Source organism: Bacillus sp. TH22, assembly GCF_016651015.1.
GTDB classification, from domain to species: domain Bacteria; phylum Bacillota; class Bacilli; order Bacillales; family Bacillaceae_G; genus Bacillus_A; species Bacillus_A mycoides.
On the sequence record NZ_JAEKER010000001.1, the window covers coordinates 4923526 to 4941309 of the forward strand.

Below are 17784 nucleotides of genomic sequence, written 5' to 3' on the forward strand. Positions count from 1 at the left end.
TGAGTAAACAAAGAGGAAAGGGATGAAACCATTTGGTTTCATCCCTTTCCTTTTATTATGCAAAATTGGGGGAATGACAATGAATGAGTATAGAAGAATAATGTTGCCGCTGTTGCAAGAAAAGCTATTGCTAATTAGTGCGATTTGTAGCGGAATAGTAGCTGCCATTTTAAATTTATCCCGTCCGCTATTTATGGGGCTAATTGTAGATAACCTTATTCAGCGGGAGTTAAAAGGTACGTATGTATATATTGCTTTGTTTGCGCCATGGCTTTGCTTGGCATATTGGTACAACTCTGGATTGAACTTACCGTTCCTCGCCACCGTTGTACGTGCTGCGGCTTTACATTTACATATGATTATGGACTTGGGTTAATTCGTTCTTCCACGGCTTCATTTCGCCGTGAAATTGTGTGTCGTTGTCATTGGCGCACCTTGTCAGATGTGGCACGAGAATATGGTGTTCCTTATACGACATTAGAACGCTGGTTTTATTTCTATGCGCCCGAACAACTTGTTGAAGAAGAGGCGCAACACATTTGTGTAGATGAGTTTGCGATACGTAAAGGGCATTCTTATGCGACAAGCGTGTTAAATGCAGAAACTGGACGTATTTTGGCGATTGCCTCGGTCTTATCGAAGGTAACAGGAAACATCAAAGCGGTGGTTAGTGATTTTGCACCAGCCGTGGCGAATGCAATTCAATCCGTTTTTCAAAAAGCGGTTCACGTACTGGATCGCTTGCATTTAATCCAGTTTTTCACTGAAGCATTACGTAGACGCAGACGTTATTTAAATGAAGCGAAAAAGCATCACAAAGTACGTTTTATCGATCGTTGCCTTGCACGTCGTCCGCGTAATTTAACCGAGGAAGAAAGAGGATTTATCGTGCAATGTGGTGTTGTTTCAAAAATCGTTAAAACCTTGATTGCACGTGAAAAAGCATTACTTGATACGATTCTTTCACCACTTTCAAATGGCATTATGGAAGGCACAAATAATGAAATTAAACTAATCAAAAGACGTGGTTTTGGTTATAGAAATGATAGTCATTTCTTCCTACGTCTTCGCTTGGAAACGGGCGTTGATTTTGTCACCCACAACTTTCGGTGATGAACTAATTATGTGATAAAAAGGGAAATATTTCATCTGCACTATAAATATTCTAACTATTTCGACTGTGAATATTTCCAAGCTTGTCCGTATAAGCTAAAATAAGGTATATAGCATTTTGGTGATTATGTAATAAAAAGATAAACACGTAAGGGTGATATAATATGTGGCGGAAGCTTACCATTATTGTAGTGTTACTTTGTTTAGCGGGATATGCAGCTTATGAACAGTTTGGTAAAGAGGATCAAGTAATGCAAGAAAAGCCTGCCAAAAGTGAAGCTGCTATGAAAGAGATTTTCGCAAGGAACGGTATTGAAATTGGAAAGAGCGCACCAGATTTTGAATTAGCAAAGATAGATGGAACGAATGTAAAGTTATCCGATTTAAAAGGAAAGAAAGTTATTTTAAACTTTTGGGCAACGTGGTGTGGGCCTTGTCAGCAAGAAATGCCTGATATGGAGGCCTTTTATAAAGAACATAAAGAAAACGTAGAAATTTTAGCTATAAACTATACTCCTTCAGAAAAAGGAGGGGGAGAAGAAAAGGTAAGGAACTTCGCTAAAGAAAAAGGAATTACTTTTCCTATTTTATTGGACAAGAACATTGATGTGACAACAGCGTATAAAGTAATTACCATTCCAACTTCTTATTTTATTGATACAGAAGGCGTTATTCAAGATAAGTTTATTGGACCGATGACGCAAAAAGAGATGGAGAAACGGATTGCTAAATTAAAATAACGGTGAAAAGGTGGAGATGGAATATAATCATTTCTGCCTTTTCTTTTTCAAGTAGTGAAAGCTTCGTGATATGATAAAAGAAATATAAATGTTTAGAGATAAAGGAGTGTCTGGAGTGGGGAATGTATCCTTACCGTTAGATTATGTTGTAATTGATTTTGAAACAACAGGATTTAACCCTTATAATGATAAAATTATTCAAGTTGCAGCAGTGAAATATCATAATCATGAACTAGTAGATCAATTTGTTTCCTATGTGAATCCGGAGCGTTCAATTCCGGACCGAATTACGAGTTTAACAGGTATTACGAATTATCGTGTTTCAGACGCACCAACAATTGCAGAAGTATTGCCTTTGTTTTTGGCATTTCTAGATACAAATATTATCGTGGCACATAATGCTTCTTTTGATATGCGTTTTTTAAAGAGTAATGTAAATATGCTTGGACTACCTGAGCCTAAAAATAACGTTATTGATACTGTGTTTTTAGCGAAAAAATATATGAAGCATGCGCCTAATCACAAACTTGAAACGTTAAAACGAATGCTTGGAATTCGCTTAAGTTCTCATAATGCATTTGACGACTGTATTACGTGTGCGGCTGTTTATCAAAAATGTGCAGCCGTTGAAGAAGAAGGAAAAAGAAAAGCGAATAAGGAAGTACTTGATGAAACAGCGGTATTTGAAGCGGTAAAAGAAATGCTTGTACGAAATAAACGTGATATTGAGTGGATTCGTTGTATGAATGTTGGGAGTTATTTAGATATAAAAGCTTTTTACCCAATTATAAGGTTAAAGGTCAAAGGGCGAAAGAAATATGTGTTAACAGAAAAAATGGAAGACGATGTAAGAGAAATTTGTACGAGCTTAACATACGAGGCAGCATTGAAAAGTGAGATTGGCAACACGAGAATTATGATTGACAGTGTAGAAGACATTTTGAAGCTAGAGAGCTACATTGTAGCAGAATACGATTCTGTATTACGAACGTTGGATGAATATAGAGCAAATAAAGTAAATGCGGATGAAGAAATTAAAAAATATTTAAATACGATGGTGTAAAAAATCCCATGTGCAATATATGTGCATGGGATTTTTTGTCAAAACATAAAATTTTCTTGCAAATCTGATTAAAGAGTTTTTCATTTGCTCATACTATGTAATAAGAAAGCGTAGAAGAAAGGGTGAGCAACATGAGAAGAAGTCGCCGTAGATCGTTTGAAGAACTTGTAAATGAAAATAAACAACAATTATTAAGCGATCGTGATGCAATGGATCGAATTGAAAAACGAATTGAAAAACGTTATGAAATGAAACTTTTTAAGCAGGCTGAATAATTCTTAACACTAGTACGATACTAGTGTTAAGGAGGCGATAGTAATGGGTAATCCGAAAAAGAATTCAAAAGACTTTGCACCAAATCAAATTGGAACACAATCGAAAAAAGCTGGTGGCAATAAAGGGAAGCAAATGCAAGACCAAACTGGCAAACAACCAATTGTTGATAACGGTTAAAAAAAGGAGAATGTCATCATTCTCCTTTTTGTGTGTTTGGATAATATTATAAAAATATTTAAAAAGCTGACTTTCGTCAGCCTTTTTTCGTAATTGTAAAGTTTTCAACGAGTAAACGCCAATTTTGTGGGAATGGTAGACCAATCTTCCAGTAACTAATACCACCAATGCCTTGTTCTTTCATTAAATTGAATTTACTTTGAATAGACCTCGAATCTTCAAACCAAACCTCGTGTTGTACGCCGTTTTCATCAAAGTAATTAAAATGTGGAGCTTGGGCTGTGAAATCATAGCGGATAGGAACATTGTATTTACGAGCAAGTGCAACAGCTGCGACAGAGCTAACTGCTTTTGCGGGTGGATTCCCTTGTTTGAAAGGAAGTTTCCAATCAAATCCATATAAATTTTGCCCCATCATAATTTTTTGTGGGGGCATTTGAGATTTTGCATATTGAAGTACTTCTTTTACAGGACCAATAGGGGAAATCGCCATCGGTGGTCCACCTTGCCAACCCCAGTCGTATGTCATAATGACGACGAAATCAACAATTTGTCCTTGTGCTTTATAATCGTGAGCCTCAAAAAATTTCCCTTTTTGATTTGAGCTCGTTTTCGGTACAAGTGTTGTACTTAATGTGTACCCGCTAGGTAAGCGTGTTTTCACATTTCGTAAAAACCGATTATACGCTTCGCGATCTTCAGGTGCCACACTCTCGAAATCGAAATGAATGTCTCGCATGCCATATTTTTCAGCTGTTTGCAAAATGTTAGTAATAAACTTGTTTTGAATTGTTGCATCGCGTAAAATAGCCGAGGTCAGATCGGCACTGAAATTTCCATTTTCAATATTTGTAATAACGAGCATAGGGATGGTGTTACCTTGCGTTGCAATATTAGCGATTTTCGCTGTTTCCGTCGGTTCTTTTAAAGTGCCGTCTCTTTTTGCTTCAAAGCTGAAGTAGGCTAAATATGTTAAAAATGGATTAATAGCACGTGTAGCATTTACTAAACTTTCTTTTATCGGTATTGTTGAAGGCTGTAAATAAGCAATGGATTCTACTGCTCGTTTTGTTCCTTTCGGTATATATAATTGCTGTCCGACATGGAGAATAGATTTTAATGAAAGGTTATTAACTTTAGCTAAACTGGCGAGAGGGACGTTATACGTTTGAGAAATTCGATAAAGGCTGTCACCTGGCTGTACATAATAATTATTGCCTTTTGTATTAACGATAAGTGCCTGACCAACAACGAGTGTTTCAGCTGGATTTAGTCCATTGTCTTTTACAATTTCTTCAGGTGTAGATCCGTACTTTGATGCTAAACCATAAACACTATCACCGCTACGAACAGTTACAATTTGGATCATGTGCTTGCCCCTTTCGGTAAAAGATTCACTGTTTTTATTTTATTTTTGATTCCACTGTATTATGATTAAATGTATGCAAGGTAGCAGAAGTGAAAGAAGGCGAATAGAAATGTTTGTAGCAGAACATGAAGTTGAAATCCGCTATGCGGAAACAGACCAGATGGGTGTTGTTTACCATTCAAACTATTTAGTGTGGCTGGAACTTGGGCGCACTAAACTTATACAAGAATTAGGATTTTCATATGTTGAAATGGAGAAAGAGGGAATTATTTCTCCTGTATTAGACTTGCAAATTTCATATCGTAAAGCGATGCGTTACGGAGAAAAAGCTATTGTGAAAACGTGGGTTGATACTGTGAGCCCGCTCCGCGTTGTATATGGATATGAAATTTATAATGGTGATGGCGAACTTTGTATTACTGCAAGCACGACGAATATTTGTGCGAAAAAAGAAGGGTTCCGCCCTGTATCATTTAAAAAATTATATCCTGAGTGGTATGCGAAATATGAGGAAATTAAAAAGAAATAAAGTGAAACTTTAATCAGTGGGGGTCTTACTACCCGCAAATAGCGGGATAAAAAAAGCGTGGCAGAAGCCACGCTTTTTTATTTTTCATAATTAAATTGAGGGAAATCATCACCGTCGTTAAGTGTAACTAATAAATTATGTCCATCGAAGAACCACTCATCATCGCCTTCAATAAAGAAGTTAATACCTTCTTCTTGAGTTTGAACAGCAGGGTGCGCAGGGTCATCTTTACGAATACCTAAAGAAAGTCCTTTTTGCACAGTACTGCAACCGCCGTATTGTACGAAAAGACGTATTGTTTCACCCGATTGTAAGTTTAATTCGTTTTTATACCATTGTGCTGCTTCTTTTGTTACGGAAAGATTCATGTATAGTTCCTCCAAGTTATGTTGCTTTTTCTTTTAGTATAAAAAATAACGCAAAAAGACGCTATTAATATGCTTCACGTTTTCTTTTTGCGTTATGTGGGTTACGATCTTATTTTTGCTTTTTTGAAAAGTTTGCTTTTGGTTCAGTTTTATTTATAATTCGTCCGATATTTGCACGGTGTTTATAAATAACCATACCTGCTAATAAACACATCGCAATAATGAAGATTTTATCCCCGCTAACAATGGATGCAATAACAGCAACGACAGCTGTTATCATAGAAGAAAGTGATACGTATCTTGTTGTAAATAAAAGGCTGAAAAAGACAACAGCTAATATTGCAAAAACAACTGGTGAATAGCATAATAGCACCCCAGCAGAAGTTGCAACTGCTTTCCCCCCGCGGAATTTTGCGAAGATCGGATAGACATGTCCAAGAACAGCGGCTAATCCAAACCATAGTGGGTGAATATCTGACCCGAAAATAATCGGTAGACCTGTTGCTAATGTACCTTTTAAAATGTCAGCAATTGTTACGATAAAACCTGCTTTTTTCCCTAATGTACGGAATGTATTTGTTCCGCCTAGATTACCGCTTCCATGCTCACGAATGTCGATTCCATAACCAATTTTTCCAACGACTAATGCAAATGGAATCGAACCGAGTAGATAGGCAACGATAAATAAAAGATATGTAATAACCATGAGTTCAGTCTCCTTTATACAAATGTGTTGATAAAGGGTAAAAAGAGTTTTTCCCATTTATTGTACCATACATTTGTAAAGAGCACATTTCTTTTTTATAAATGAAAAAGTCATTAATTTTTAAAAAAACTTTCACAGGAATGTTACATTTTTCACAGGAACAGAAGAACTATATGTTGTATGATTTTAATCAAAAGACAACAACATGTTGGTGGAGGGTTGTGAATGTTGAAACAAAATGTACGTGGAGAAGAATTAATGAAAGTATTTGAGACAATTATCCACGGTAATGAACAAGATTTAATGCAGGAAAATGCAAATGTAGATGGTCGATCTCCAATGGGAGTAATGGGAACGTTCGCATCTGAGAGCGCAAAGTATTATGCAGTAGAAAAATTATTATCAGATCAAGTGAAAAAAGCGATAGATCAAAATATATTATATCCACATGATTTAGATTTTTATGCAACAGGAACGACGACTTGTTCGCAAATTCCGTTAGCGCAAATGCTAGCTAACGGTTTTCATACTGGACATGGACATATGAGACAACCGCAAGACATTAAAAGTGCGTTGGCGCTTTCTTCAATTATTTTTCAGGCGAATCAAAATATGCAGCACGGTGGTCAATCGTTTGCACTCTTTGATATTGATTTAGCTCCATATGTGAGAAAAACAGTAAAGAGACATAAAAAACGACTACAGTCATATCCGCTTACGAAAGAACAAATAGAGGAATTTGCATGGAAAGAGACAGAAAATGATACGTATCAGGCGTGTGAGGCTTTCGTTCATAATTCAAATAGTATGCATAGTAGGGGCGGGGGACAAGTACCATTTATTTCTATTAACTACGGAACAGACACATCGAAAGAGGGAAGACTTTTAATTAAGCAACTTTTAAAAGCGACGCAAGCTGGACTTGGTAAAGGGGAAACACCGATTTTTCCTATTCAAATTTTCAAAATGAAAAAAGGCGTGAACTTTGAAGAGTGTGATCCGAACTATGATTTATTTGAATTAGCGTTAGAAACGACCGCTGAGCGATTATTCCCTAACTTTTCGTTTTTAGATGCTCCGTTTAATGCTGTGCATTATGATGGTCGACCGGAAAGTGAAGTATGTTATATGGGGTGCCGTACTCGTGTTATGTCTAATATACATGGGGAAGAAACAGCAATTGGAAGAGGGAATTTATCGTTTACTTCTATTAATTTAGTGAAATTAGCGCTAATTAGTGGTTCAAAAGAAGCGTTTTTTGAAGCGCTAAGTTATTATTTAGATTTAGGCGTTAAGCAATTATTAGAGAGATTTGCTTATCAATGTACAAAGAGAGCAAGAGATTTTCAGTTCTTATATTCACAAGGTGTATGGCGTGGTGGAGAGACGTTACAACCTGAAGATGCTGTGGAACCGATTTTAAAACAAGGGACGTTAAGTCTTGGTTTTATCGGTCTTGCAGAATGTTTAGTAGCGTTAACTGGAAAGCATCATGGAGAAAATGAAGAATCGTGGAAGCTTGGATATGAAATTATTTCCTTTATGAGAGAGAGCATGGATAAGGCGATGGAAGAACATCAACTCAATTTCTCTGTAATTGCAACGCCTGCAGAAGGTTTATCAGGTAAGTTTGTGAAAAAAGATAGAGAAAAATTTGGTGAGATTAGCGGTATAACGAACCATAATTACTATACGAATTCATTCCATATTCCAGTTTATTATAACATTCAAGCGATAAATAAAATTCGTTTAGAAGGACCTTTCCATGCCCTATGTAACGGGGGACATATTACGTATATTGAACTAGACGGAGCAGCTATGCATAACAAAAAGGCATTAAAGCAAATTGTGCAAGCGATGGCAGAGAATGGCGTTGGGTACGGTTCAATAAATCATCCTGTTGATCGTTGTAAGTGCTGTAGTTATCACGGAGTTATTGGGAATGAATGTCCAAGCTGTGGAAATGAAGATGAGACTAATATAGAAAGAATTCGCCGTATAACGGGCTATCTTGTAGGAGATATGTCGAAGTGGAATAGTGCGAAACGTAGTGAAGAGATGGATCGGGTGAAGCATAAATGAAAGTTATGAATATCATTCATGATAGTGTAGTGGATGGAGAAGGGTTGCGGACAGTCGTGTTTTTTGCGGGCTGTCCGCATCGTTGTTTCGGGTGCCATAACCCGAAATCTTGGAATGTTTGCAATGGAACTGAAATGACGGTAGAAGAAATTGTGAAAGAGATTGAAAGTAATTCATTAACAGATGTAACATTTTCAGGTGGAGATCCATTCTTCCAAGCTGCTGAAGTGAAAAAAGTAGCAAAAGCTGTGAAAGATTTGAAAAAAAATCTATGGATGTATACAGGTTATACGTTAGAAGAGATACAGAGTTCTCGAAATAATGATATGATAGAGTTGTTACAGTATGGGGATGTTTTAGTCGATGGAAGATTTGAAATCGAGAAAAAAGATTTAACACTTCCATTTCGCGGAAGCTCCAATCAACGTATTATTCGATTGAAAGAGTAAAAAGGCGGGATAGATTATATGAATAAAACAGTATTACTTGTTGAAGATGAAAGAAGATTACGTGAAATTGTTAGTGATTATTTTCGTAATGAAGGCTTTGAAGTAATCGAAGCAGAAGACGGGAAAAAAGCGTTAGAATTATTTGCAGAGCATGAAATTGATTTAATTATGTTAGATATTATGTTACCAGAAATAGATGGATGGTCTGTTTGTAGACGAATTAGAAAAGAATCAGCAGTACCAATTATTATGCTGACAGCACGTTCGGATGAGGATGATACATTACTAGGTTTTGAATTAGGTGCAGATGAGTATGTAACGAAACCATTTAGCCCGAAAGTGTTAGTAGCTCGCGCGAAGACGTTATTGAAACGTGCGGATGGAGCGGTAGGAGTATCAGAAGAAAATACTATGTCTTTAGCTGGAATAGAAGTGAATCGACTATCTAGAACAGTTTTAGTAGATGGTGAAGAAATTATATTGACACATAAGGAGTTTGAACTTCTTGTTTATTTAATGGAGAACAAAGGAATTGTGTTGTCACGTCAACATTTATTAGATCAGTTATGGGGATATGATTACTACGGTGATGACCGAACGGTTGATACACATATTAAAAAACTGCGAAATAAGCTAGGAGATAAGGCGAAGCATATCGGCACTGTTATTCGAGTAGGTTACAAATTCGAAGAATAACCTTTAAGTTACTATGCATCTCGGCTTTGGGATATAGCAAATTTACACTCTCCTTTGTAGGTGGAATGTACAAAAAATACTTTTCTTGTCTACAATGGTAGATAGGAGTATTTTTTTAATTGGATTTCACGATGAGTTCACAAGAAGGACACAAAATGTGACTATACTGAAAGTACGAATTCACCAGGGAGGGGAAATAAAACATGGGATATTACGACGGACCGAATTTGAATGAAGAGCATAGTGAAACGAGAGAAGTGAAAAAATCAGGTAGTAAAAAAGGATATTTTTTCACAGGTTTAGTTGGAGCTGTAGTCGGGGCGGTTTCGATTAGTTTTGCAGCACCGTACATGCCATGGGTGCAAAATAATGATGCAGCTGTTTCGTCATTCAATTCTAATAAACAAGTAGAAGGAACTGTAGTTCCAGTTGTAAATAAAGCGAAAAATGAAACTGATTTACCGGGAATGATCGAAGGCGCGAAGGATGTTGTTGTAGGTGTTATTAATATGCAACAAAGTGTTGATCCATTTGCGATGCAACCGACAGGCCAAGAGCAACAAGCTGGCTCAGGATCAGGTGTTATTTATAAAAAAGCAGGAAATAAAGCGTATATTGTAACGAACAACCATGTAGTAGATGGAGCAAATAAACTTGCTGTAAAACTAAGTGATGGTAAAAAGGTAGATGCAAAGCTTGTAGGGAAAGACCCTTGGTTAGATTTAGCGGTTGTAGAAATTGATGGATCTAATGTAAATAAAGTTGCCACTTTAGGTGATTCAAGTAAACTTCGTGCGGGTGAAAAAGCGATTGCAATCGGTAACCCACTAGGGTTTGATGGAAGTGTAACAGAAGGTATTATTAGTAGCAAAGAACGTGAAATTCCAGTAGATATTGATGGCGATAAGCGTGCAGATTGGAATGCTCAAGTTATTCAAACAGATGCAGCGATTAACCCAGGTAATAGTGGTGGTGCGTTATTTAATCAAAACGGTGAAATAATTGGGATTAATTCAAGTAAAATTGCACAACAAGAAGTTGAAGGAATTGGATTTGCTATTCCAATTAATATTGCAAAGCCAGTTATTGAATCCCTTGAAAAAGAAGGAGTGGTGAAACGTCCAGCACTAGGAGTAGGTGTCGTTTCATTAGAAGATGTGCAAGCTTATGCAGTAAATCAATTGAAAGTACCGAAAGAAGTAACAAACGGCGTTGTATTAGGTAAAATTTATCCAATATCACCTGCAGAAAAAGCTGGTTTAGAGCAATATGATATAGTAGTAGCGTTAGATGATCAAAAAGTAGAGAATTCACTTCAATTCCGTAAATATTTATATGAAAAGAAAAAAGTAGGCGAGAAAGTAGAAGTTACATTCTATCGCAATGGCCAAAAAATGACGAAAACAGCTACATTAGCAGATAATTCAGCTACAAAGAATCAATAATCGGAATAAAAGAAAGTCTCTTTCATGTTGAAAGAGACTTTCTTTATCGGATATACTAAAGGAATAGGAGGGATAAATTATGATAATTGAAAACCCAACTCGTACGGAAATTGGTGAAGTATTAAAGAAAAGTAAAACGATTGCAGTTGTTGGATTATCAGATAAGCCAGAACGCACATCGTATATGGTTTCAAAAGCAATGCAAGATGCTGGGTACCGCATTATTCCAGTAAATCCAACAGTAGATGAAGTACTCGGAGAAAAGGCGGTTTCTTCACTGACGGATATTAAAGAACATGTTGATATTGTAAATGTGTTTCGTCGCTCAGAATTTTTAAAGGATGTTGCGAAAGAGTTTGTAGAGATTGATGCAGATGTTTTCTGGGCACAATTAGGAGTACAAGATGAAGATACATATAAACTTTTACAAGAAAAAGGGTACACAGTAATAATGGATCGTTGCATTAAAGTAGAGCATGTAATGACAAAATAGTATAGATTTTAAAGATAGAAAGATTGATTCAGCCCTCGCTTTTTACATAAGTAGGGCGGATGAACGAGGTGTTCATCATGAGATTTTTTAAAGGCTGTTTTTGGGGATTGTTACTTGTTATCCCATTTTGGATATTGATCATTTGGATCATGATAAAGGTTTGGAATGTATAATGTTGGAATACATATCCATTTCTCGTTGACAAACGATTATTTTTCTGAAATAGTAGCCTAGAGGAATCCTTGTGAAAAAAACAAGGATTTTTCTATTGAAAATAGTATATAAAAGAGATAAGATAACTTGCCAAAACTATAGTCGAGGCGTTATTCTATAATAGAAACATATGTTCTGATTTGATTAGGAAAGGGGCAAGGAGTTTGGCGAAGCATCAGTTCCAATATAATGAAGATGCAATTCAAGTGTTAGAAGGACTTGAAGCCGTTCGAAAACGCCCGGGTATGTATATCGGGAGTACGGATAGCCGTGGATTGCATCATTTAGTATATGAAATAGTAGATAACTCCGTTGATGAAGCATTAGCGGGATTTGGCGACGAAATTTCTGTCGTAATACATAAAGATAATAGTATTAGCGTAATTGATAAAGGGCGAGGAATGCCTACGGGAATGCATAAGCTTGGAAAGCCGACACCTGAAGTTATTTTAACAGTACTTCATGCTGGTGGTAAGTTTGGCCAAGGAGGCTATAAAACGAGTGGTGGTTTACACGGTGTTGGGGCATCAGTTGTAAACGCCTTATCAGAATGGCTAGTAGTAACGATTAAGCGAGATGGTAGCATTTATGAACAACGCTTTGAAAATGGTGGTACTCCTGCAACGACGTTAGAGAAAATCGGGAAAACGAAAGAGTCTGGTACAACGATGCACTTCAAACCAGATACAACTATTTTCAGCACAACAAATTATAATTATGAAACATTATGTGAGAGATTACGTGAATCTGCATTCTTATTAAAAGGAATGAAAATCTCGATAAAAGATGAACGTAATGATTTAGAAGATGTGTTTCATTATGAAACAGGAATTGAGGCTTTCGTTTCATACTTAAACGAAGAGAAAGATTCGATTCATCCAGTTGTATATTTCTCGGGTGAGCAAAATGGAATTGAAGCAGAGTTAGCCTTTCAGTTTAATGATGGTTACTCAGAAAACATTCTTTCGTTTGTAAATAATGTACGTACAAAAGACGGTGGTACACACGAAGCTGGATTTAAAACAGCAATGACACGTGTGTTCAATGAGTATGCTCGTAAAGTTTCTTTATTAAAAGAAAAAGACAAAAATTTAGAGGGTACAGATATTCGAGAAGGATTAGCTTCGATTGTTTCTGTACGTGTACCAGAAGATGTACTCCAGTTTGAAGGGCAAACGAAAGGGAAACTAGGTACAAGTGAAGCTCGTTCTTCAATTGATGCAATTGTATCTGAGCATTTAGCTTACTTTTTAGAAGAAAACCCGGATGTAGCTACACTTCTTGTGAGAAAGGCAATTAAAGCAGCACAAGCACGTGAGGCTGCTCGTAAAGCGAGAGAAGAAGCACGTACTGGTAAGAAGAAGAAAAAATCAGAAGGTACTTTAAGCGGGAAGTTAACACCTGCACAATCACGTAATCCTCAGAAAAACGAATTGTATTTAGTAGAGGGTGACTCGGCTGGTGGTTCAGCAAAGCAAGGGCGAGATCGTCGTTTCCAAGCGGTGCTACCATTACGTGGTAAAGTAATTAACACAGAAAAAGCAAAGCTTGCTGATATTTTTAAGAACGAAGAGATCAATACGATTATTTACGCAATTGGCGGCGGCGTAGGGAATGAGTTCGCTGTTGAAGATATTAACTACGATAAAGTTGTTATTATGACCGATGCAGATACGGATGGAGCACATATTCAAGTGTTACTACTGACGTTCTTCTACCGTTATATGAAACCACTTATTGAAGCTGGTAAAGTATTTATCGCACTTCCACCTTTATATAAAGTAAGTAAAGGAAAAGGGAAAAGTGAAGTAATTGAATATGCATGGTCTGATGAAGAATTAGGTGGTGTAACGAAAAAGGTCGGTAAAGGCTACATGCTGCAGCGCTATAAAGGACTTGGCGAAATGAATGCCGATCAATTATGGGAAACAACGATGAACCCTGAAACACGTACGTTAATCCGTGTGAAAATTGACGATGCATCAAGAGCTGAGCGCCGAGTTACGACATTGATGGGGGATAAAGTAGAACCTCGCCGTAAATGGATTGAGCGTAATGTACAATTTGGTATGCAAGAAGAAGGAAATATTTTAGAAAATGAAATGATTATGGAGACGGAGGTGGAATAACATGCAGGCAGAGAAGTTTCATGACCTCCCGCTTGAAGACGTGTTAGGTGACCGCTTTGCACGTTATAGTAAATATATTATTCAAGACCGCGCGCTTCCAGATGCGCGTGACGGTTTAAAACCGGTACAAAGACGTATTTTATATTCTATGTATGTAGAAGGAAACGTGCATGATAAAGCGTTTCGTAAATCAGCTAAAACAGTAGGTAATGTTATCGGTAATTATCATCCACATGGTGATTCCTCTGTATATGAGGCGATGGTCCGTTTAAGTCAAACTTGGAAAGTACGTAATGTTTTAGTTGAAATGCACGGAAATAACGGTAGTGTTGATGGGGATCCAGCAGCGGCAATGCGTTATACGGAAGCACGTTTATCACCAATCGCATCTGAGTTATTACGTGATCTTGATAAAGAAACAGTAGAATTCGTGTCAAACTTTGATGATACGAGTGAAGAACCTATTGTATTACCGGCAATGTTCCCGAACTTATTAGTGAACGGATCTACAGGGATTTCCGCTGGTTATGCAACAGAAATTCCACCGCATCATCTTGGAGAAGTAATTGATGCTACAATTATGCGTATCGATCAACCGAATAGTTCTGTGGAGGACTTGTTAACAGTTATTAAAGGACCAGATTTCCCTACAGGTGGTATTATACAAGGGATAGATGGCATTAAAAAAGCGTATGAAACAGGTAAAGGTAAAATTATTATTCGCGGAAAAGCAGAGGTTGAAACGATTCGTGGCGGGAAGCAACAAATCGTTATTACAGAAATTCCGTACGAAGTAAATAAAGCGAATCTTGTTAAGAAAATGGATGAATTACGTATAGATAAAAAGCTAGATGGAATTGCTGAAGTACGTGATGAGACAGATCGTACAGGTCTTCGTATCGTTGTAGAATTAAAAAAAGAAGCGAATGCTGAAGGTATTTTAAATTATTTATATAAAAATACAGATTTACAAATTCCATACAACTTTAATATGGTAGCGATAAATAATCGTCGTCCGACACTTATGACATTACCTAAGATTTTGGATGCATATATTGGACATCAGAAAGAAGTTGTTACAAGACGCTCACAATATGAATTAAGAAAAGCAGAAAATCGTCAGCATATTGTAGAAGGTTTAAAGAAAGCATTATCAATTTTAGATGAAGTGATTGAAACGATCCGTGGGTCTAAAGATAAGCGTAATGCGAAAGATAATTTAAGTGCGAAATTTGGATTTACAGAGGCGCAGTCAGAAGCAATTGTTTCACTGCAATTATATCGTTTAACAAATACAGATATTACAGCGCTAGAGCAAGAAGCAGCGGAACTTAGTAAGAAAATTATAGAGTTACAGTCAATTTTACAAAGTGAAAAAAGACTTTTTCAAGTTATTAAAACAGATTTGAAGAGAGTAAAGAAAACATATAGTGATAATCGCCGTGCGATAATTGAAGAGGAAATTGAAGAAATTAAAATCGATGTGGAAGTTATGATTCCGCAAGAAGATGTCATCGTTACTGTAACGAAAGAAGGCTATGTGAAACGAACAGGTTGGCGTTCGCATAATGCATCGAACGGGAAATACTTCGGTATGAAAGAGGGTGACATCTTACTTGAGCGTTTCGATACAAACACGACAGAAACCGTTCTTTTATTTACGAACAAAGGAAATTATATTTATCTTCCTGTGTATGAAATGCCAGAAATTCGTTGGAAAGATTTAGGTCAACACGTTGCGAATCTTGTTTCACTCGAGCGAGATGAATCGTTAATTTGGGCAACAGTCGTACCGAATTTTGAAGAAGAAAAACGATTTATCGTATTTGTTACACGAAACGGTATGATTAAGAAAACAGAATTAAACCAATATAAAGTGCAGCGTTATTCACGGGCATTCGTTGCTGTAAACTTGAAAAAAGATGATGAAGTTGTTGATATATTTGCGACAGATGGGACAAGTGATATTGTTCTTGCAACACATGGTGCATATGCACTTGTATTCAATGAAGAAGAAGTAAGTCCAGTTGGTGTCAGAGCAGCTGGTGTGAAAGCAATTAATTTAAAAGAAGATGACTATGTTGCTTCTGGTAAACCGTTAAATGGTGAAAAAGATCAACTTATTCTCGTTACGCAGCGAGGTGCTGTGAAACGTATAAAGGCATCGGAAATTGAGAAATCAACGAGGGCGAAGCGAGGCCTTGTAATTTTTAAAGAGTTAAAACGTAATCCGTACCGCATTGTCGGTATTGAAATTGTTCGAGATGATGAATTAGTTTACATGAAGACAGAGAAACACATTGTAGAAGAAATTGATCCGAAAGCGTTTCGAAATAAAGACCGGTATAGTAATGGTAGTTTAGTACTAGATGTTAATGATACTGGTGAAGTAATTGAAACGTGGACAAAGAAAAGAACGGAATAAAGTGAAACTTTAATCAGTGGTTTTTTTCCATCTCCCACTGATTATTAGCCTTCACCAATCGGGCTTTTACGGGCAGTTGGTCTCCCGCCTAACTTCCCTCGCATTCGCCGTATTTTGAGGTGGGAGTCTTACTGCGCGTTAATGCGGGATAAAGGGAGCATCTTGCTATGAATGATAGCAAGATGCTTTTTTCTAAGCAAATCATTATGTATATAAAAATAATCTTGTTATAATAATGAAATGAAATCGTTCTCACAAAGTGAAACTTTAATCAGTGGGAATTTTCTTTATCCCCACTGATTATTAGTTGAATCAATCGGGCTTTTACGAGCAGTTGATTCCTCACCTAATTTCTTTGCTTTCGCTGAATTTTGAGTTAGGAATCTTACTGCCCGTTAAAGCGGGACAAATGGAGGGGCAACATGAAAAAAATAGGTGTAGGGATTGTAGGATTTGGATTTTCTAGTACAACATTTCACATCCCGTTATTACAAACGATAGAAGAATACGATATTCGTGCTATTTTATCATCAAAAGAAGAAGTAGTGAAACAAGCATTACCAAATGCTGAAGTTGTTGGTACAATTGATGAATTAGTAAATCGAGCTGATATTGACTTAGTGGTCATTACTTCGCCGAATACAACCCATTTTCCATATGTAAAAGAAGCAATTGTACACGGTAAGCATGTTGTTGTGGAAAAACCATTCGTTGTTTCAATTGAAGAAGGAGAAGAACTTATTTCATTAGCGAACCGACATAATGTCGTTTTAAGTGTGTATCATAATCGCCGTTTGGATAATGATTTCTTAACGATAAAGAAATTATTACAAGAAAAAAGAATAGGGAATGTATACGCATATGAAGCGCATTTCGATCGTTTCCGCCCACATGTACGCGATCGCTGGAGAGAAAAGAACTTACCAGGATCAGGTATATTATATGATTTAGGATCGCATTTAATTGACCAAGCATTATCATTATTTGGGAAACCAGATGCGATAAGCGCAGATGTAATAAAACAACGACCAGGTGCAGAAGTGGATGATTACTTCCATGTTGTACTTCACTATGGAGTGAAGCGCGTTATTTTACATAGTAGCAGTTACGTAAAGCAAGCTGGACCACATTTTACACTGCATGGAGATAAAGGTTCTATCGTGAAGTATGGTATGGATTCACAGGAAGAACAATTAAAGACTGGAATGAAGCCAGGGGATAATGGTTATGGATCAGACTCTGAAGAGAATTTTGCTACTTTAGAAACAGAAGAAAGCTTAGAGCGTATTCCAACAGAAGTCGGCTGCTATGACATGTATTATAAAGGCGTGCGAGATAGCATATTAAATGGTGAAAAACTACCTGTAACTGCTCAAGAAGGTTTAGACGTTATTAAATTGATTCAATTGGCGACTGAGAGTAGTGAAACGGGTAGAGTCATTGCGGTAAAATAAAAAAGACACGAATTTTGTGTCTTTTTTTATTAGGAATATGCGAATATGACTCATTAT

General features: G+C 36.9%; 17 protein-coding genes and 1 pseudogene. 15 read left to right on the top strand and 3 right to left on the bottom strand.

The window, feature by feature from the left end:
* Positions 1-22: 22 nt before the first annotated feature.
* The 6 genes and pseudogenes from JFU18_RS25125 to sspN all read left to right on the top strand — a co-directional run.
* Positions 23-265 (top strand): annotated as a pseudogene (locus tag JFU18_RS25125) (ABC transporter ATP-binding protein); the annotation flags it as partial.
* Between the two features lie 179 nt (positions 266-444).
* Positions 445-1113, top strand: a complete 669-nt coding sequence (locus JFU18_RS25130; protein WP_201031585.1) for a transposase — start codon at positions 445-447, stop codon at positions 1111-1113.
* A 164-nt stretch (positions 1114-1277) separates the two neighbouring features.
* On the top strand, positions 1278-1853 hold the full coding sequence (locus JFU18_RS25135; protein ID WP_002190375.1) for a TlpA family protein disulfide reductase: 576 nt from the start codon (positions 1278-1280) through the stop codon (positions 1851-1853).
* Positions 1854-1968: 115 nt separating this feature from the next.
* A complete protein-coding gene (locus JFU18_RS25140; RefSeq protein WP_201031584.1) occupies positions 1969-2916 on the top strand; it encodes a 3'-5' exonuclease in 948 nt (315 codons plus the stop codon).
* Between the two features lie 131 nt (positions 2917-3047).
* Complete coding sequence (locus tag JFU18_RS25145) at positions 3048-3191, top strand: FbpB family small basic protein (protein WP_002014298.1); 144 nt, start codon at positions 3048-3050, stop codon at positions 3189-3191.
* A gap of 43 nt (positions 3192-3234) precedes the next feature.
* Positions 3235-3369 carry an acid-soluble spore protein SspN gene (gene sspN / locus JFU18_RS25150; protein WP_000527988.1) on the top strand — a complete coding sequence of 45 codons (135 nt, stop codon included), beginning with the start codon at positions 3235-3237 and terminating at the stop codon, positions 3367-3369.
* Between the two features lie 76 nt (positions 3370-3445).
* Here sspN and JFU18_RS25155 read toward each other — a convergent pair whose 3' ends face one another.
* Positions 3446-4738: a glycoside hydrolase family 18 protein gene (locus JFU18_RS25155; protein WP_201031583.1), complete on the bottom strand. Its 1293-nt coding sequence runs from the start codon at positions 4736-4738 to the stop codon at positions 3446-3448.
* Between the two features lie 109 nt (positions 4739-4847).
* Here JFU18_RS25155 and JFU18_RS25160 point away from each other — a divergent pair, with 109 nt between their 5' ends.
* Entirely contained in the window at positions 4848-5267 is a 420-nt protein-coding gene (locus JFU18_RS25160; protein ID WP_002128497.1) for an acyl-CoA thioesterase, read from the top strand.
* 77 nt (positions 5268-5344) lie between these two features.
* Here JFU18_RS25160 and JFU18_RS25165 read toward each other — a convergent pair whose 3' ends face one another.
* Positions 5345-5635, bottom strand: coding sequence for a HesB/YadR/YfhF family protein (locus JFU18_RS25165; protein ID WP_002033558.1), 291 nt, complete (start codon positions 5633-5635; stop codon positions 5345-5347).
* Between the two features lie 109 nt (positions 5636-5744).
* On the bottom strand, positions 5745-6341 hold the full coding sequence (plsY, locus tag JFU18_RS25170; protein ID WP_002014306.1) for a glycerol-3-phosphate 1-O-acyltransferase PlsY: 597 nt from the start codon (positions 6339-6341) through the stop codon (positions 5745-5747).
* 225 nt (positions 6342-6566) lie between these two features.
* Here plsY and JFU18_RS25175 point away from each other — a divergent pair, with 225 nt between their 5' ends.
* The 8 genes from JFU18_RS25175 to JFU18_RS25210 all read left to right on the top strand — a co-directional run bounded on the left by JFU18_RS25175 (position 6567) and on the right by JFU18_RS25210 (position 17727).
* Positions 6567-8423 carry an anaerobic ribonucleoside triphosphate reductase gene (locus tag JFU18_RS25175; RefSeq protein ID WP_201031582.1) on the top strand — a complete coding sequence of 619 codons (1857 nt, stop codon included), beginning with the start codon at positions 6567-6569 and terminating at the stop codon, positions 8421-8423.
* A complete protein-coding gene (gene nrdG / locus JFU18_RS25180; protein WP_002137702.1) occupies positions 8420-8872 on the top strand; it encodes an anaerobic ribonucleoside-triphosphate reductase activating protein in 453 nt (150 codons plus the stop codon). The genes JFU18_RS25175 and nrdG overlap by 4 nt, the downstream gene beginning before the upstream one ends.
* Positions 8873-8890: 18 nt before the next feature.
* Positions 8891-9568 (top strand): response regulator transcription factor, encoded by a 678-nt coding sequence (locus JFU18_RS25185; protein WP_002014310.1) that lies wholly within the window; start codon positions 8891-8893, stop codon positions 9566-9568.
* A 203-nt stretch (positions 9569-9771) separates the two neighbouring features.
* Positions 9772-11013, top strand: coding sequence for a S1C family serine protease (locus JFU18_RS25190; RefSeq protein ID WP_012261395.1), 1242 nt, complete (start codon positions 9772-9774; stop codon positions 11011-11013).
* Between the two features lie 79 nt (positions 11014-11092).
* Entirely contained in the window at positions 11093-11506 is a 414-nt protein-coding gene (locus JFU18_RS25195; RefSeq protein WP_002014313.1) for a CoA-binding protein, read from the top strand.
* A gap of 377 nt (positions 11507-11883) precedes the next feature.
* Complete coding sequence (parE, locus tag JFU18_RS25200) at positions 11884-13848, top strand: DNA topoisomerase IV subunit B (protein ID WP_002087772.1); 1965 nt, start codon at positions 11884-11886, stop codon at positions 13846-13848.
* Position 13849: 1 nt separating this feature from the next.
* A complete protein-coding gene (gene parC, locus JFU18_RS25205) occupies positions 13850-16273 on the top strand; it encodes a DNA topoisomerase IV subunit A (protein ID WP_002014315.1) in 2424 nt (807 codons plus the stop codon).
* A gap of 422 nt (positions 16274-16695) precedes the next feature.
* On the top strand, positions 16696-17727 hold the full coding sequence (locus JFU18_RS25210) for an oxidoreductase (protein ID WP_002014316.1): 1032 nt from the start codon (positions 16696-16698) through the stop codon (positions 17725-17727).
* Positions 17728-17784 lie beyond the last annotated feature (57 nt).

What these genes read in the sequence shown, in the direction of transcription:
- JFU18_RS25135 (WP_002190375.1), top strand. Translation starts at nt 1,278, where the DNA reads ATGTGGCGGAAGCTTACCATTATTGTAGTGTTACTTTGTTTAGCGGGA.
- JFU18_RS25145 (WP_002014298.1), top strand. Translation starts at nt 3,048, where the DNA reads ATGAGAAGAAGTCGCCGTAGATCGTTTGAAGAACTTGTAAATGAAAAT.
- sspN (WP_000527988.1), top strand. Translation starts at nt 3,235, where the DNA reads ATGGGTAATCCGAAAAAGAATTCAAAAGACTTTGCACCAAATCAAATT.
- JFU18_RS25155 (WP_201031583.1), bottom strand. Translation starts at nt 4,738, where the DNA reads ATGATCCAAATTGTAACTGTTCGTAGCGGTGATAGTGTTTATGGTTTA.
- JFU18_RS25160 (WP_002128497.1), top strand. Translation starts at nt 4,848, where the DNA reads ATGTTTGTAGCAGAACATGAAGTTGAAATCCGCTATGCGGAAACAGAC.
- JFU18_RS25165 (WP_002033558.1), bottom strand. Translation starts at nt 5,635, where the DNA reads ATGAATCTTTCCGTAACAAAAGAAGCAGCACAATGGTATAAAAACGAA.
- plsY (WP_002014306.1), bottom strand. Translation starts at nt 6,341, where the DNA reads ATGGTTATTACATATCTTTTATTTATCGTTGCCTATCTACTCGGTTCG.
- JFU18_RS25175 (WP_201031582.1), top strand. Translation starts at nt 6,567, where the DNA reads ATGTTGAAACAAAATGTACGTGGAGAAGAATTAATGAAAGTATTTGAG.
- nrdG (WP_002137702.1), top strand. Translation starts at nt 8,420, where the DNA reads ATGAAAGTTATGAATATCATTCATGATAGTGTAGTGGATGGAGAAGGG.
- JFU18_RS25185 (WP_002014310.1), top strand. Translation starts at nt 8,891, where the DNA reads ATGAATAAAACAGTATTACTTGTTGAAGATGAAAGAAGATTACGTGAA.
- JFU18_RS25190 (WP_012261395.1), top strand. Translation starts at nt 9,772, where the DNA reads ATGGGATATTACGACGGACCGAATTTGAATGAAGAGCATAGTGAAACG.
- JFU18_RS25195 (WP_002014313.1), top strand. Translation starts at nt 11,093, where the DNA reads ATGATAATTGAAAACCCAACTCGTACGGAAATTGGTGAAGTATTAAAG.
- parC (WP_002014315.1), top strand. Translation starts at nt 13,850, where the DNA reads ATGCAGGCAGAGAAGTTTCATGACCTCCCGCTTGAAGACGTGTTAGGT.
- JFU18_RS25210 (WP_002014316.1), top strand. Translation starts at nt 16,696, where the DNA reads ATGAAAAAAATAGGTGTAGGGATTGTAGGATTTGGATTTTCTAGTACA.